This is a genomic window from Rhodococcus sp. IC4_135, from assembly GCF_011602025.1.
Taxonomy (GTDB): domain Bacteria; phylum Actinomycetota; class Actinomycetes; order Mycobacteriales; family Mycobacteriaceae; genus Rhodococcus_F; species Rhodococcus_F baikonurensis.
In genome coordinates, this window is record NZ_JAAOLG010000019.1 from 75,645 (window position 1) to 90,904 (window position 15,260).

Below are 15,260 nucleotides of genomic sequence, written 5' to 3' on the forward strand. Positions count from 1 at the left end.
TCAGAGCGTCCCCAGCACAGCCTGACGCATTACATCCAGGCCAACCGACCCGACATCGAGCGCAGTCTTGTGGAACTTTCGGAGTTCAAATTTCGATCCATGCATTAATGCAGATTCTTTGCGCAGCTCCATCCACAAGCGTTTCCCCACGTAATAGGCGGGAGCTTGTCCTGGCCATCCCAAATATCGCTCGATTTCGAACTGAAGCGTCTTCGAGTCTCGTGAACAGTGCGCAGCTAGGAATCGGTGCGCCTTAGCGTAGGTCCAACTGCCACCGCCCATTTCGGCCGGTGCTTCAAAGTTGCAGTGGATTCCGATATCGAGAACGACCCGCGCTGCCCGCATGGACTGTCCGTCGAGCATTCCTAGCTTTTCGGCTGGATCCCCTAGAAATCCGAGCTCAGCCATGAGCTGTTCACCGTAGAGCGCCCAGCCTTCCCCATGCCCGCTGACCCACGATCCAATTCTGCGCCAACGGTTAAGTTCGTCAACCCGCGACAAGGCGTGAGCGGCCTGCAAATGGTGACCTGGGACACCTTCATGATAGACAGTGGTCAACTGCCGCCAGGTGGAGAATTCATCCACCCCGTCTGGCAAGTCCCACCACATTCGTCCGGGCCGCTCGAAATCCTCAGTCGGCGGGGTGTACGTGATGGCGCCAGTACCTCCGGGACTTATTCCACATTCAATGACACGAAGCGCATGCGGAATATCGAAGTGCGTTCCTGCACATGCTTCGACGGCAATGTCCGTCTTCGACTGCATCCATTCGACCAGGGCGCCTCTCCCCCGGATCAGTCTGGTCTCGTCGGCATCGAGGAAGCTGTGCACTTCTCGTAGTGAGGTCCCCGGCAAGATTTTGTCGCCAAGTTGAATCATCTCTGCCGTGATTCGGGCGAGTTCGGCCTGCCCCCATTCGTAAGTCTCTGCAAGGTCAATAACCGTCCCCAGAGAGGCACGCGAATGCAACTTGTATACGTCAATCCCGACAGCGTCGCGATCAGACGCAGTTGGGAGCAAATTGTCCGACAGAAATTCAGCTAGGTCATAGCACGCCTCACGCGCGGACGCAGCAGCCTTCAAAAGGTCGGTGCGCAACGATTGTGCGAGGGACTGTGGGGCAGATTCGACAAGGGTGGCAAAAACTCCACCCTGTCCGCCATTGCGTGAAAGCTGTTGCACTACTGCAATTATTTGCCTCCGCGGACTGATATCGCCGCGATCGGAAGCTTCATGGAGGGACCTGGCGTAGCCATGAAGGACTTCCGGCACTCGGGACATTCGTGTTGCGATGGCCGACCAGTCATCGGCGGACTGCTTGGGCATGAGGTCGAAGATTTCGCGCACCTCTTGTACGGGCGACGCGATGTTGCGAAGCAATGAATCCTCGCGGCCCGCGGAGCGCAACTCCTCTGCGACAGACAGTGATTCCCTGAGAGCAGCGATCGTGACTCGATCCACACTATCGGCACCTTCCGCTCCTTCGAGAGAAGCAAGAGTTCGCCGGCGCAACGCTGACATCTCTGCAAGCCCATCCGGTGAGAGATCGGGAAAACTGTTGTGGGTACCTTCGACGCCAAGATACGTCGCAGCAAGTGGATTCAGGAGCAAGTATCGGTCAAAATAGTCGTCCGCGATGGCGTCTACGACGGTCTGCGTTCGCAAGTTCTGTTCACCTCTCAAGGTTTGATGGACATAGTGGTAGTCAAAACGGCTTCTTGTCACGAAGCTCTTGAGCGCCACCAGCGGAATCACCGAGCGCGCGTGGAACCGTGCGGATCGACTTCGCGATCAGCTGTTGGCCACTCCGATGGTCTGCGCCCATGGGCGGTAGTAGGTGAACGCATCGAAGTCGTTCAGGTTGTAGTTACCTCGGATGCCAGCTGTCGCATTGATCCACGCGATTGGCGCGACTGGCAGTTGTTCTTGGCCGATCCTCGTAATCTGCTGCAAAAGGTCGACGCGTTCCGTGCCTCTTACACCACGTTGTTGCTGCAGAAGCAACTGAACCGCCGGATCTGCGAATCCAGAGGCGTTTAGATAGCCAACATCAGGATCAGAACTGAAGAACGGACTGAGCATATCGGTAGGATCAGGATAGGTCGGTGCCGTGGAACTCAACACAAGGCCTTGTTTCTTGCCCGGCGCGATGAGGTAATCCTGTTGGAGTTCGTTCAGCGAGATTACCTTGAGGTTGAGTTTGATTCCGATCATGGCAGCATTTGCTGCCAGCGAAGAGGCCGACTTTATCGATATGTCTGCGTCAGTCGAGACATAGATATCCGCGCTGAATCCACCAGATACCGTTGAGGCTGCGAGCGCACTCCTGGCCCGATCGAGGTCAAAACTGTACGCCGGCAATGAATTCAGGAAGAGGTCAATCTCGCCATTCGAGAGGACTCCTTGCCAGTGCCCTCTAGTGGGTAGCCCGACTGCGGGCTCTCCTGCCCCGGCCAGGACGGACTTGACGATGCCTTCCCGATCAATACAGTGAGCAATCGCCTGGCGGACCTTGAGATCGTCAAAGGGCTTCACTGTCATTGGGAAACGCAGCAAAAGTGGGCTAAGGCCTGTTGCGGTTCCGACGCGCACGTCGGGGGTCTTGTTCCATTGTGACAGTTGCGCACCTGGTACGTCGAACATGCCATCGTTGGCTCCTTGCTGGGTAGCCACTCGAATCGTTTCCGGGTTCTCAACCACCTTCACAGAAATCTTCTGAATACTTGGAGCCACACCCCAGTAGTACGGGTTCAACTCTCCGGTAATACCGCCACCGGTTGTGTACTCCGCGAGCCGGTACTGACCGGTGCCCATAGGAATGGCAGTTGGCGATCCAAATGCAGACCCCGCTTCGATACCTTGTGTCTTTCCAAAGATCTGAATAATGGACGCCGCGTACTTGAATGTGGGATCCGGCGACGACAGGGTGATCATGACTTGGCTGTCACTCACAGCCTCTACGGACTCAACATTTGCCAACAATGATATTACGGCAGAGGACAATTCAGGATCGAGGTGGCGCGCGTAGGACCATACGACGTCTTCTGCAGTGAGTCGCGTCCCATCCCAGAACTTCACGTCCTCACGCAAGTCGAAACGGTACTCAACGAGGGAAGCCTCGACCATGGTGGCTATCCAGGGCGCGATCTGCAACTCGTGATCGAGAATCACCAGAGTGTCGTAGCCCAACGAACTCAGCACGCCAGTTTGCGAAGTAAAACTTTGAGCGATATCCAGACTGTCCGCGCTCTTGGTAATCGACCAGTTGAGGCTAGGGATCGACGTGGAAGTCACAGGCCCACTCAGGTTTTCGCTGATCACCCCAGCGCTGGTCAACTCTCCACCGCACCCCGCCAAGATCGACCCCCCTGCCGCTAGCAGGCTCGCCTGGCCCAACCTCTTCAAGAGTGTGCGCCGATTGATTTGGTATTGCAGTGCTGTTTGCACAATTTCTCCTTTGGTATCCGCCACTGAGATAGTTGAAACTCTCTGCAACAGTTAGTGGTTCATCGCTGCCACTCCGGCCATGGGGCCGTCGACATACGTCGGACCTCCTCGAAGGAGTTCTCTCGTGTACTCGTGCTGAGGGTCGTCGAATACCCGCTCGGTTGGACCGTGCTCGACACAGTGGCCGCGCTCGAGCACATAGAGATAGTCCGTCATTTGACGAGCAACACCCAAGTCATGGGTAACGAACACCATCGCGACGTCAAGCTCGTCACGAAGATCTCGAAGTAGATTCAAGACTTGCGCTTGGACCATTACGTCAAGGGCGGATGTAGGCTCGTCACACAACAGCACTTGCGATCTTGGTCCCAATGCTCTGGCGATCGCAACTCGTTGTCTCTGTCCACCGGACAGACTTGATGCTTTTCTATCCGCGAAGGATCCCGGCAAACCAACAAGGCTTAGTAGCGCGACGGCGTCGCTGGGCCTGGAATCCATACTTCCGGCAGCAAGAGCGTTCCGCAGAATCTTTCCGACAGTCTGGGAGGGATTCAGGGTTCCGGACGGGTCCTGGAAAACCATTTGGACAGGCTTCGCTCGACAGCGTTCCCTCGTCTCCATCGGTGTCTCGACTACACCTTCGTCCGCGACCTCCAGGCCCGCGATAATTCTCGCGAGCGTGGTTTTGCCGCTACCAGATCCTCCAACGATTCCGACGATCTGCCCTCGTCGGGCTTCGATAGTGACGCCACGTAGCGCTTCGTGCTCGCCGAATCGCTTTTTGATGCGCGAGGCGGACAACACAATTGGCCCACTATTCCTATCCCGTGCACACTCCGATGCTCTGTGAGCGGGAAGGGTGAGATCAAGGCTGCGGACACACGCCGTTCGGCGGTTGCCGACCTCGACCAACAGGGGTCGCCCCTTTGCGCAGTCCTCGATTGCGTAGTCACATCGCGGTTTGAAAACGCATTCTGCTCGTCGATCCCCGGGGGTCGGAACACCTCCCGCGACTGACGCGAGACGCGCAACCTTTCTGTCGACGGGCGGATCGGCCATCAAGAGTGATTGTGTGTAAGGATGCAGAGGCCGGTTCGCGAGTTCACCTGGCGCGAACTCTTCAACCACGGTTCCGGCATACATCACATAGATGCGGTCAGCGATGGACAATGCCACAGGTAAATCATGTGTGATCAGTACGAGTGCTAATCCCCGCGCGCGCTGAACTTCACGCATCAGGCTAAGCACCTTGCGTTGCGATGTGACGTCGAGGGCTGTCGTCGGTTCGTCGGCAACAAGAATTCGTGGATCAGACGACAGCGCACACGCTATTCCAACTCGCTGCCGAATACCGCCTGAGAGCTGGAACGGATACTTGCGCGCTACGGACTCGTCGTTGATTCCTACTTCGTTCAGCCGCTTGACAAGCTCATCACGGGGTATACGGGTGCCGATTCCGTCAGAGATAGCACTTTTGACGTTTCGCAATGGGCTGAGCATGGTGAACGGATCCTGAGGCAGCCAGGTTATGGCCGATCCTCGTGCCGACCGCCAGGTCTTCTCGTCAGCGTTCTCGAACGACCTTCCATCGATTTGAATATGCCCCGTGGCAGACAGTCCGGCTGGAAGCAAACCGGTGATTGCGCGAGCTGTCACAGATTTCCCGCTTCCCGACTCGCCGACGATTGCGATGGTCTCGCCGGCGCGGACCCGCAGTCCGACGTCGTCGACGATCACCGCGCCTGCGTCAGTCTCGATAGTCAAGTGCTGCACATCCAAGGCCCAGTCTCGAGTCATTACGCAGTCCTGCCCTTTTCGTGTCCGTAATCCTGAACTGCGTCGGATAGCAGGGCCACTGACGTCGCAACAACGACGATGGCCAGTCCGGGAGCTAGCGCAATCCACGGATTCGCGCCGAGGTAGTCGATTGAGTTCGCAAGCATCAGACCCCAGTCAATTGAGTTGGCGGGAACCCCGATTCCCAGAAAAGTAAGCGCAGACAATGTCACCAGTGCGTAAGCAAAATTCACACATGCATTAGCGAGTTCGACCGACCTGATGTTCGGCCACAGCTCGAAAACCAGAATTCGCCATCGCGGCGTTCCCATCAATCTGGCCGCATCCATATAGGGCTGCTCGAGTTCTACGAGGGCCGCGTTGCGGACGAGTCGAGCGTCGTATGGCGAGAACAACACCATCATCAGCCCGACGGCCATCAGGTACCCACCACCGCTTATCCCTGCGAGCACGAGCGCCACCAATAGCGCGGGGAGCGCATAGATCGCATCGACGAATCGCATCAATCCCGCACCTACCCAGCCACCGGCAAGGGCGGACATCAGCCCGACCGCACTTCCGATCACCAAGGCACCTGCAGCAATGAGAAACGCTCCGACTACCGGCGCGCGTCCGCCAGCGACGAGCTGCGCGAGGACATCTCGCCCCAGATCGTCAGTGCCAAGTAGATGTTCTCGCGTTGGGCCTTGAACTCCGATCAACAGATCTTGGACTTCAGCCTGGCGCAGCATGAGCCAAGGGCCAATCAGCGCAAGTAGCAACACTATTGCGACCAAGCACGATAGAAAATAGATTGTCTTGCTCGAACGGTGCCGGCGTCGTCGACGAGCCGTCCTCGGAATCGTAGTCATAACTAAACCGCCTCACTCAGATCGACTCGCGGATCGAACGCGGTACTCGCAACATCGACGAGGAGATTGAGCACTAGAATGAAGGCAGCCAACACAATGGTCAGTGCCTGGACAACCGGTAGATCTCCAGCCGAAACGGATGCAATCAGCAAACTGCCCGCTCCAGGAAGAGCGAAGATCTTCTCCACGAGGACCGTACCGACGATGAGCGTGGTCAGCGTCAACCCGGCCGCCGTTGTTATCGACGTCATGCTGTTACGGAAACCGTAACTCAGCAGAACGCGGCCCCCGCTCACTCCCCTAGATCGAGCGAACGTCACATAATCCTGCGAAAGCGCGTTACTGAGCGCGGACCTCGTGACTTTGACGACCAGACCGATCTGTCCAAGCGCCAGTGCTATCGCCGGCAACAGAAGATGGTGAAGTCTTCCGAAAAATCCTGCCCCAGGCCCGAATACGGGGAGAATGTCCCACTTCAGTCCGAAAAGGTACAAAAGCAATAGCGCCACGGCAAACGACGGCACCGAAATCGCCAAGATCGCAGTACTGGATGCAAGACGGTCCACGATGCGCCCCTTGTGGATCGCAGCGACTGTCGCCATGGGGATCGCCACGATCATGGCGATAACAAAGGCAAAGATCGCCAGTTGTAGTGATAGAAGGCCCTGATCAACGATCAATTTGTCGACCTGCACATTCTGTACGTAGGAAGTGCCGAAATCGCCGTTTAGTGCACGCCGCAGCCAAGCCCAGTACTGAACGAGGATCGGATCGTCGAGGTGATGCTGTCGGCGCAAGTCATCGAGGACGGCTTGACTCACGGGGCGTCCGCCTGTCAGTGCGCCGACAACGCCACCGGGTGCCACGAACTGGAGAGCGAAAACACCGAATGACATGGCCAATAGAAGAGTGAAGAGCGCCACTGTCCGCTTAGCGAGCGCCAGGGTAAGGAGGACATGGGGACTGCGGTGTCCCTCCCGTCCAGTCTTGATAGGCATGTGGCGAATCTATCACCCAAATAGCGCAATGTCGCCGATATTCGCTAACAAAACACTTGAGATGTTTTGATTGAGCTGTTTGAACCCTCCGATACGCCTTAAACCGGCAATCGACTTAGGGTTCACTGATTGCGCGTCGGTTCGCCGGCAGGGATACCAGAACCGTAAGGAACAGACACACTCGCCAGGATGAGCAGAATCTGACACATCCGTTCTGGGTCCACAGGTCCGGGCCCACCATCGAACCGATACGTCTCTATCGAGGGCGCGGATAATCCGTGCGATCGCGGTACCACGACGCGCATCCTAATGACGGCCCCTTCGAAAGACCTCGTCCAATTCCGCAAGTGCCCAGCCTAGTTCGGGGTAGATCCAGAAACCGAAGGGTTCAGAGCTCGTAGAATCCTGCGCCGATTCCGATTCGGTGATCGAATTTCACTATGCATCAGGACTGAAAGTGTTGATGCAAATGCGAACTGGTCGGTCGGCAGCCTGACCGATGATCCACCCGAGCAGCCGAGAGGCTTCGATTCCGACCACTCGCATCAGTTTGGGCGGCACCGAGCGGAGTGAAAGTTGCTCGTCTGTTTGATATTTCACGCCTTGCAATGAAATACAGGCGCCGTGATCAGGCGGACCAATTGCAAGTGCGTGCGATGGCAAGCCGATGACTAGGCTGCCTCCACCGCCCTTCCGGCGAGCGCACCTCTCCCACGACGTGACCTCGTCCGGCCCTTTTCGGCAAACACGCACTCGCGTTCGCGTTTGCGTTCGGCGAACACAGACACGATCGAATTCGTCCGATGTCTGCCCGGGCACGCCGAACACTCGCCGGCATGTCAGTCATACAGGCCGAAAGTCCGCGACGCGTCTTCTGCCGGGGCGAGCCCAAAACCTCGTCGTAGACGACTTTTCCGCAGGACCGGAATAGCAGAAGCGACGTCGACCGCTGAACATGCCAGCCGGCGGCCATCACGATCATCGCTCCCCACGCCGACAGGTCAACCTGCCTGCTCGCGACCTCGCCTGAACCAGCCGGGATACATTGCCGAACTCGACAGTAAGACATTCTCATTCACTACATCTACGAAAGAAAGTGGTGGTGCAGGCATCGCCTGCACCACCACTTTTTACTCAGCTCGCGTTGGCATACTTCCTGGGATTTGCGTCGAACCGTGGTCCACAACCCTTGCAGCAGAACCAGTACCGGTTGCCTTCGTAGTCACGAAACAGGCCCTCGGCCTCGGCACGCGTCTTTTCGATCACGCTACCGGGCATGACTCGACATTCGACGAGTTCGCTACTCCCCGAGTTGAGTAGGTCTTCTCCACCGGGTGGCATCGCCGTACCGACAGCGCCTACAGCACCGTTGTCGTCTGTCGTCGGGGTATTGCCACAGCCACAGCTACTCATTGCGATTCCTGTTCTCTAACGGACGGACGTGACCCGGGAAGCGAGCTCACACATTCCGAGCATACCCCCTATAGGTATGTGAGCCAGAAACTATAGGAGAGTCCTGTCGACATTTCACTCCCCTCGATCATGTAAGCCACTGCAGGAGAACGAAGAATCGATCACCCAGCCCTCACTCGCCTCCCACGCCACAAGGATGCGACATTGATACCTATAGGGGGTATAAGTTAGGTCAGTACACAGACCATACCCACGAGGTCTTCGACGAAGAGGCTCAATGAAGAACTGGAAAGCAATCGGTGGCAGCCGATTCGCCGTAGTTGGAGCTTTGCTGTTGGTCGGCGCGCTCTGGGGAAGCTCGTTCCCCCTGGTTGCTGTGGCGGCACCAACTCTCGGCGCCGTCGGCACGACGCACGGCCGCTTCATTGTTGCAGCGTTGGTTCTCGCGCTGATAACGGCTTCCAGCAGATCGACCTGGCGTGCGGTCGGTTCCCGGTTTCCCGCATTCCTACTGCTGGCAGCCCTCAACGTCGCCGGCCCCCTCACCCTCGTTGCAACTGCGATCGTCGGCCTCAACTCGTCGACGGCGTCGATCCTGAATGCCACGACGCCGATGTTCACCGTGTTCGTTGCCGCGTTCTGGCTTAGGCAAAAGATCACCTGGCGAAAAGTCTCGGGTGTCGCGATCGGCATTGCCGGCGTCTCGGTGCTCGTCGGCGGGATTCCGTCAGCGCTCGACAGTCGCGCAATGCTGGCCATCGGCGCATCTTTGACTGCGGCACTGCTGTACGCAGTCGGTGGTGTCTACACACGAAAATCGTTCCAGGGCACCCCACCGATGACACTTGCCCTCGGCCAGCAGCTTGCCGCGGTTGTCCTACTGGTACCTGTGTCCGCCATCGCTCCCCCGCCGGGGCCCGTGACCGTCGGTCCACTGATCGCAGTGACCGCCCTGGGACTGGGGGCTACCGCCGGTGGCTACCTGGTGTACTTCTGGATAATTCGCCAGGCGGGTCCTGTCGCGGCTTCAGCCGTCACTCTTCTGGTTCCGATTTCGGCGTCGGCCATCGGAGTGCTGTGGTTGAACGAGCCTGTCACCTTCGCGCTCGTCAGCGGGCTTGTCATCATTCTTGCCGGAGTCGGCCTGCTCCTGGATCTTCCACCGACACGGGGTCCGTTGCGCAGTGTTCCTCCGGAGCAGGTGGACAGCGCCGGAGAACGGTCGGTCAGCGGGTGATCGGGGCAGTCCAAAGACCCACCAGCGCGTCCACGAGGTCGGTGGTGAAGTCCTCCCACGACGTGAACTCGTCCGGCCCCGATTCTGCAAGCGCGCGCTCACGTTCGGCGAACATGTGCACGATCGCGTTTCGTCCGATGTCTGCGCGGGCACGTCGAACACTCATCGGCATGTCAGTCAGACAGGCCGAAAGTCCACGAAGGGTCTCCTGAAGAGTGGGCGAGGCCAGCACCTCGTCGTAGACGATCTTCCGCAGGACCGGATCGGTGAGAATCTGCGCACTGAACCGCGCGTACCACGTCGGGCCACCCATTTCGGCGTAGTGATCGGTCGACGCCCGAACCAGACACGAAATCCAGTCACGAACATCCTCGGACCCTTCGATCTCACGCAGCAGATCACCACGCTTCTTCTCCACCTGCCGAGAATGTTTGTTCACGATCGCCCGGACCAGATCGGTCTTGGTCCCGAAGTGATAACCGACGGCGGCGTTGTTGCCCTGGCCCGCCGCCTCACTCACCTGACGGTTCGACACCGCGAAGACTCCGTGTTCGGCGAACAACTGCTCGGCGACGGCGAGGATGCGGTCTCGGGTTGCGGCAGAACGCGCGGAGTTTGCCGCGCCGCCGGCGTCGGCCGTCGCATCCTCAGTCCTCGTAGTCATGTCCACCATCATCCTCGACCGTCCGAAATTGCTCGGTACCGGAGACGTTCGTCACGATCGACGACACACCCTTCCGTTGAGTCAGTCACTTGATTTAACTTTAGTTCAAGCAACTGACTTAAACCATTATTCGTTCTTCCTCCGATGGAGTTACCGCAATGTCGTCAACCACTTCTCCACCACCGACAACGCCGCCACAGACAACGAAGTCACCAGCCACCACGGCAGTGGTGGCTGTACTGGCGTTTTCCGGCATCGTCGTCTCGCTCATGCAGACGCTGGTCATCCCGATCATCCCGCACCTGCCCGAATACCTGAATGCGCCGGCGTCCGATACCGCGTGGGCTGTGACGGCCACGCTGCTCGCCGCCGCCGTCGCCGTCCCGACCATGGGCCGCTTGGGCGACATGTTCGGCAAACGCCGTCTGCTCCTGATCAGCATGGCGCTGTTGGTGACCGGTTCGGTGGTCGGCGCACTCAGCTCGAGTGTGATCCCGCTCGTTGCGGGCCGAATCCTGCAGGGCCTCGCCGCCGGCGTCATCCCGCTGGGTATCAGCGTGATGCGCGACGTGCTTCCGCCGAAGAAGCTTGCCGGCGCCGTTGCCATGATGAGCGCTTCGCTGGGAGTCGGTGGTGCTCTGGGACTTCCGATCGCGGCTCTGATCGCGGAATACGCAGACTGGCACGTTTTGTTCTGGGCTTCTGCAGTTCTCGGCGCACTCGCTGCCTGTCTCGTTGTCGTCCTGGTCCCCGAATCGACGGTTCGCACGGGTGGCACGTTCGACTTCGGCGGGGCAATCTCGCTTTCGGCAGCCCTCATCGCTCTACTCCTTGCTATTTCCAAGGGTGGCGACTGGGGTTGGACGAGCACGCTCACGCTTTCCCTGTTCGGCGCCTCGATCGTGATATTCGGATTCTGGGCCTGGTGGGAACTACGTACCCCCAAGCCCCTTGTCGATCTACGCGTATCCATCCGCCGCCAGGTGCTCTTCACCAACCTCGCATCCATCGTGTTCGGATTCGCGATGTTCGCCGCCAGCATGGTCTTTCCCCAGGTCGTCCAGTTGCCTGAAGTCACCGGTTACGGCCTCGGCGGTTCGATGCTCACCGCAGGTCTGGTCATGGCTCCCTCCGGCATCATCATGATGCTCATCTCTCCGCTGTCCTCACGCATCACCAATTCGCACGGCCCCAAGGTGACGCTCATGCTCGGCGCCGTTGTGGTCGCAATCGGTTACGGCATCGGTATTTTCGCCATGCACTCGATTTGGGAACTGGTTGTGATCGCCGTGATCATCGGTGCAGGCACCGGTATGGCTTACGGCGCAATGCCCGCTCTCATCATGGGCGCTGTTCCTCCGTCCGAGACCGGCGCAGCCAACAGCTTCAACACCCTGATGCGCTCCCTCGGTACATCATTCGCCAGCGCCATCGCGGGTGTCGTCATCGCCCAGATGACCATGTCCATCGGCGGGGCAACGCTGCCGTCGGAGAACGCTTTCCGCGTCGTCATGGCTCTCGCTGCCGGATCCGCCGTCATCGCGCTCGTCCTGGCCGGCTTCCTCCCTCGGTTCAACAGCTCCAACTCCCGCAAGGAGATTGGTAGCGATCACTCCGATACCTCCCCGACCACGTCGAAGGAATCCGTCCCGACGCACTGAGCCAGCGAGCAAGACGCATTGTCGGCCCCGGCGGAGTTCAACTCCGCCGGGGCCGACGCGTTCGAGGCGTTTTGCGGTTGATACACCTGCGGACGACAGTTTCGTGACATGCTCCGTTGAGATGAGTGCTCGTTCGATACTCGGGGAAAGGATGCCGCGATCGCCGCTCCTCGTGCTGACGTCGCCCTTGCCGTCGCCGCTGCTGCCGTCCTCGGCATAGGCGTCGGTGTTCTACTTGCCGATGTCGTCGCCGGCCTGGCTGCAGGTGCAGGCGCCGCGGTGGTATTTCGGTTTGCACTTCGGATGATCAATACCCGAAAGTGAGCGTTAGCGGGTGGTCTACTTCAAGACCCGGATCGCCGAGCCCGGGAGGATTCCGCTCGAAGGTGGGTAGATCGACGTTGCTCCGTTGAAGAACATGTGAGCAGGTGTCGTCGACACCGGAAGCAGGTCGATGTCGTTGAACAATGCCCGCTCACTTTCCTCCCAGATCTTGCAGGACTCGTCGCCGGGAAGAAGCGAAGCCTCAGTGGACAATTCGATGTACTTCTTGTTGTCGAGGGAAGCGAAGTTCACTCCTTCGGGCTTCGGCGGGCCGGTGAAGTACTTGGCAAAGATACTCGGCGTATCACTCCCCAGCGTCAAACCGATGGAAACGTCCCACGACGACAGGTCGGTGGTGCTGAACGTGTTGGCGATGACGAAACTGTAGTCGCCGCCGGTCAGTTTCACCTTCGCACCCAGTCCTTCCCACTGGGTTGCCACGTATTCCGCGGCGGCAGAGTTCGTATCGCGCGAGTTGTTGAAAATCACGTTGAGTGCTAGCGGTCGCCCGTCCTTCGTCAGGACGCCGTCGGCCCCTGCCTTCCAGCCTGCGTCGGACAACGTCTTCTTTGCCGCGTCGACGTCGAATTCGGGGATCGCTCCTTCGACACTGTTGTAGTCGCAGGCAAGGGGTTCCGAAACCGCAAGGGCGCGTGCGCGGGTTCCTTTTCCGCCGGTGGTGATCTCGGTGTAGTCGTCCAGATCGACTGCTTGAACGAGCGCCTGCCGCACAGCGCGGTCCGACGTGGGTAGAGACGCGAAATGATTGAAGATGAACTCGCCGGACAACGTGGTGTAGGTCTTCGAATCCAGACCTGCGGCCAAGACTCGTTCCTCGTCCGAACCTGTCACTGCCGCGGCATTCACTCCGCCGGTGAGAACAAGATTCGCGGTCGTACTCGGATCGGTGACAATCTTGATCGTCACCGTCTTCGGTACCCCGAGAGTGTCGGAAGTGGTCTCCCCGTTCGGACTCCAGGTGTAGCCGTCGCGGCGTTCCATCGTGATGTGATCGTTGGGAACAACTTCGGTGACCTTGAACAGACCCGTTCCGTTACTACTCGAACGGATACTGGCCGGGTCGTCGAGCGTCGCAGCGCACGGCAGCCGCAACGCGCCGATTCGAGAGAGCAAGAAGGGTGCCGGTTCGGCTGTAGTGACCGTCAGTTCGTCACCGTCCGCGGACGCGACCGTCGACAACGGTACGGTGGATCCGCGTAGCGGTGAAGCGTTTTCAGGGTCCATGACCCAGTTGATGTCATCGGCCGCGGTCTGTGCGGTGAAGGAAGTGCCGTCGGCGCACGTAATACCCTTCTTGAGCACGAACTTGAGTGTGTTCCCTTCTTCACTCCAGCTTTCTGCCAGATACGGACGCACAGTGCGTGTTTGCGCGTCTATGTCGATCAACGAATCGTACGAGTACGCGTTCACGATCTGAGTCGACGTAAGGTTGGTGATCAGAGGGTGCAGATTTCCGGGATCGGCGTTGATGACGGTCGTGAAACTGCCGTCCTGTGCATACTCACCGACCGAACCTTCGGGACTGGATGCGCCGCCACACCCGGCCAGGGTGAATACGCCAACGCTGATAACTGCTGTCGCGGAGACAGAACGGGCTTTCATACGAGCCGCCATCTACTAGAAGTTGCCATGGCGACAATCGTGCGGGACTGACGTGGTCTGTATCTCGTTGAAGTGCCCCATACAGTCGGTCGTACTCTGTTCGATTGCCACTATCGACCGAGCGAGCGCAGAGGCTAAGTACGACGCTGTCGTTGACGGCTAAGTACGACGCTGTCGTTGACGACTAAGTAGAACGCTGTCGTTGACGGTGATTCGCGACGTTGATTCGATTGCCGCACAACGCAGGCATGCAGTAGCGGCGTCGCCCTCCCCGACTCGTATCGACGAACACCCCGTTGCATGTCGGCGACGCGCATGGGCGGAATCGTTCGTACCCCAACGTGCGCAGAGTTCCCAGCAACGAGTATCCGATCGACAACGTGAGTTCACCCGCGAGATCGATTGTGCCGTCCGGTAGTGCATTCCACCGATAGTCGTCCTGGGAATCAGGCACGAGCCGAACGTGATGCGGGACGGTTTGCAGGAGTCGATGAGTGCGATCAACGAGCTCGTCGCAGGTCGGAGCATCGAGAATCGAACGAACCTCCTCTCTGAGCGCCTGCACGTCGGCAAGTTCACCGCGGGTAGGCCGACGCCCGTTGGGGAGCGCATCCGGCGAGAGTCCGTGTTCACCGAGTAGATCGTGAAGCGCCTGAGGGTCAGGCAACGCGTCCCCTGCCTCCACCCACACTCGGGGTGAGGTATTGACCAGGTCGGTCGCGAACGACGCACCGGCGACGTAATCGTCTAAAACTACTTGCATCCCTTACCGCCCTGCTTTACCGTAATTGAATAACCCAACTTTACACCTTACGAAGGCGGCGGGATGGAACACTGCGTAGACCACAGACTGCCGGAGATACTCCTCGACACCCATCACCGATTGCGCCGCGCCGGCACCGTGGCATCGGAGACACCCATCGTCGCCGCCGATCTCTACTGGTCGATCGGCGCACTCGCCCAATGCCTGGCCGCAATGGACGAGGTCATTTCACAACTTGGCACCAACGCCCGAAAGCAGTTGCGAAGCGGAAAGTTCGACGTCGAGAGCGGGCCGTTCGAAGGCGAACCCGACGCCGCCCTACTCACCGCGATTCTCGCCCTCGCCAGAGCGTCGAGCAGTTGCGAACCAGTGCAGACGGCAATCGGCAATGCGCAGATCGCGGTCAGCGATCTCGTCGCCACAAGGCACATCAGAACCTGACACACGCTGCAAGCGTCCCGACTCAGTAGAGACTGTATGGT

General features: G+C 58.8%; 12 protein-coding genes. 3 read left to right on the forward strand and 9 right to left on the reverse strand.

The genetic code is table 11. The features are described 5' to 3' along the window. From G8767_RS25875 to G8767_RS25900, 6 genes are all read right to left on the reverse strand, one after another. Entirely contained in the window at window positions 1-1,755 is a 1,755-nt protein-coding gene (locus G8767_RS25875) for a DUF885 domain-containing protein (protein ID WP_346843040.1), read from the reverse strand. Between the two features lie 36 nt (window positions 1,756-1,791). After that, window positions 1,792-3,471 carry an ABC transporter substrate-binding protein gene (locus G8767_RS25880; protein WP_095973409.1) on the reverse strand — a complete coding sequence of 560 codons (1,680 nt, stop codon included), beginning with the start codon at window positions 3,469-3,471 and terminating at the stop codon, window positions 1,792-1,794. Window positions 3,472-3,498: 27 nt separating this feature from the next. Continuing rightward, window positions 3,499-5,244 carry an ABC transporter ATP-binding protein gene (locus tag G8767_RS36600; RefSeq protein WP_166812622.1) on the reverse strand — a complete coding sequence of 582 codons (1,746 nt, stop codon included), beginning with the start codon at window positions 5,242-5,244 and terminating at the stop codon, window positions 3,499-3,501. Next, complete coding sequence (locus G8767_RS25890) at window positions 5,244-5,975, reverse strand: ABC transporter permease (protein ID WP_206029791.1); 732 nt, start codon at window positions 5,973-5,975, stop codon at window positions 5,244-5,246. Before G8767_RS25890 ends, G8767_RS36600 begins: the two co-directional genes overlap by 1 nt. Window positions 5,976-6,097: 122 nt before the next feature. Then, window positions 6,098-7,093, reverse strand: coding sequence for an ABC transporter permease (locus tag G8767_RS25895; RefSeq protein WP_095973412.1), 996 nt, complete (start codon window positions 7,091-7,093; stop codon window positions 6,098-6,100). A 1,134-nt stretch (window positions 7,094-8,227) separates the two neighbouring features. After that, the gene (locus G8767_RS25900; protein ID WP_124569008.1) at window positions 8,228-8,506 is read right to left on the reverse strand and encodes a YHS domain-containing protein; all 279 of its coding nucleotides are present in this window, start codon (window positions 8,504-8,506) and stop codon (window positions 8,228-8,230) included. A 277-nt stretch (window positions 8,507-8,783) separates the two neighbouring features. Here G8767_RS25900 and G8767_RS25905 point away from each other — a divergent pair, with 277 nt between their 5' ends. After that, a complete protein-coding gene (locus tag G8767_RS25905) occupies window positions 8,784-9,743 on the forward strand; it encodes a DMT family transporter (protein WP_166812624.1) in 960 nt (319 codons plus the stop codon). Here the strand turns inward: G8767_RS25905 and G8767_RS25910 are convergent. Further along, complete coding sequence (locus G8767_RS25910) at window positions 9,733-10,407, reverse strand: TetR/AcrR family transcriptional regulator (RefSeq protein ID WP_166812626.1); 675 nt, start codon at window positions 10,405-10,407, stop codon at window positions 9,733-9,735. The genes G8767_RS25905 and G8767_RS25910 overlap by 11 nt on opposite strands. Before the next feature lie 158 nt (window positions 10,408-10,565). Between G8767_RS25910 and G8767_RS25915 the strand changes: the two genes are divergently transcribed. Further along, entirely contained in the window at window positions 10,566-12,068 is a 1,503-nt protein-coding gene (locus G8767_RS25915; protein WP_095973415.1) for an MFS transporter, read from the forward strand. Window positions 12,069-12,407: 339 nt separating this feature from the next. Here G8767_RS25915 and G8767_RS25920 read toward each other — a convergent pair whose 3' ends face one another. Together G8767_RS25920 and G8767_RS25925 are read right to left on the reverse strand one after the other, a co-directional pair. Further along, on the reverse strand, window positions 12,408-14,015 hold the full coding sequence (locus G8767_RS25920) for an ABC transporter substrate-binding protein (RefSeq protein ID WP_166812628.1): 1,608 nt from the start codon (window positions 14,013-14,015) through the stop codon (window positions 12,408-12,410). Window positions 14,016-14,199: 184 nt separating this feature from the next. Next, on the reverse strand, window positions 14,200-14,778 hold the full coding sequence (locus tag G8767_RS25925) for a CGNR zinc finger domain-containing protein (protein WP_166812630.1): 579 nt from the start codon (window positions 14,776-14,778) through the stop codon (window positions 14,200-14,202). Between the two features lie 63 nt (window positions 14,779-14,841). Between G8767_RS25925 and G8767_RS25930 the strand changes: the two genes are divergently transcribed. After that, window positions 14,842-15,219, forward strand: coding sequence for a hypothetical protein (locus tag G8767_RS25930; protein ID WP_166812632.1), 378 nt, complete (start codon window positions 14,842-14,844; stop codon window positions 15,217-15,219). The last annotated feature ends 41 nt before the right edge of the window (window positions 15,220-15,260 follow it).

What these genes read in the sequence shown, in the direction of transcription:
- G8767_RS36600 (WP_166812622.1), bottom strand. Translation starts at nt 5,244, where the DNA reads ATGACTCGAGACTGGGCCTTGGATGTGCAGCACTTGACTATCGAGACT.
- G8767_RS25890 (WP_206029791.1), bottom strand. Translation starts at nt 5,975, where the DNA reads ATGCTGCGCCAGGCTGAAGTCCAAGATCTGTTGATCGGAGTTCAAGGC.
- G8767_RS25895 (WP_095973412.1), bottom strand. Translation starts at nt 7,093, where the DNA reads ATGCCTATCAAGACTGGACGGGAGGGACACCGCAGTCCCCATGTCCTC.
- G8767_RS25900 (WP_124569008.1), bottom strand. Translation starts at nt 8,506, where the DNA reads ATGAGTAGCTGTGGCTGTGGCAATACCCCGACGACAGACGACAACGGT.
- G8767_RS25905 (WP_166812624.1), top strand. Translation starts at nt 8,784, where the DNA reads ATGAAGAACTGGAAAGCAATCGGTGGCAGCCGATTCGCCGTAGTTGGA.
- G8767_RS25910 (WP_166812626.1), bottom strand. Translation starts at nt 10,407, where the DNA reads ATGACTACGAGGACTGAGGATGCGACGGCCGACGCCGGCGGCGCGGCA.
- G8767_RS25915 (WP_095973415.1), top strand. Translation starts at nt 10,566, where the DNA reads ATGTCGTCAACCACTTCTCCACCACCGACAACGCCGCCACAGACAACG.
- G8767_RS25920 (WP_166812628.1), bottom strand. Translation starts at nt 14,015, where the DNA reads ATGAAAGCCCGTTCTGTCTCCGCGACAGCAGTTATCAGCGTTGGCGTA.
- G8767_RS25925 (WP_166812630.1), bottom strand. Translation starts at nt 14,778, where the DNA reads ATGCAAGTAGTTTTAGACGATTACGTCGCCGGTGCGTCGTTCGCGACC.
- G8767_RS25930 (WP_166812632.1), top strand. Translation starts at nt 14,842, where the DNA reads ATGGAACACTGCGTAGACCACAGACTGCCGGAGATACTCCTCGACACC.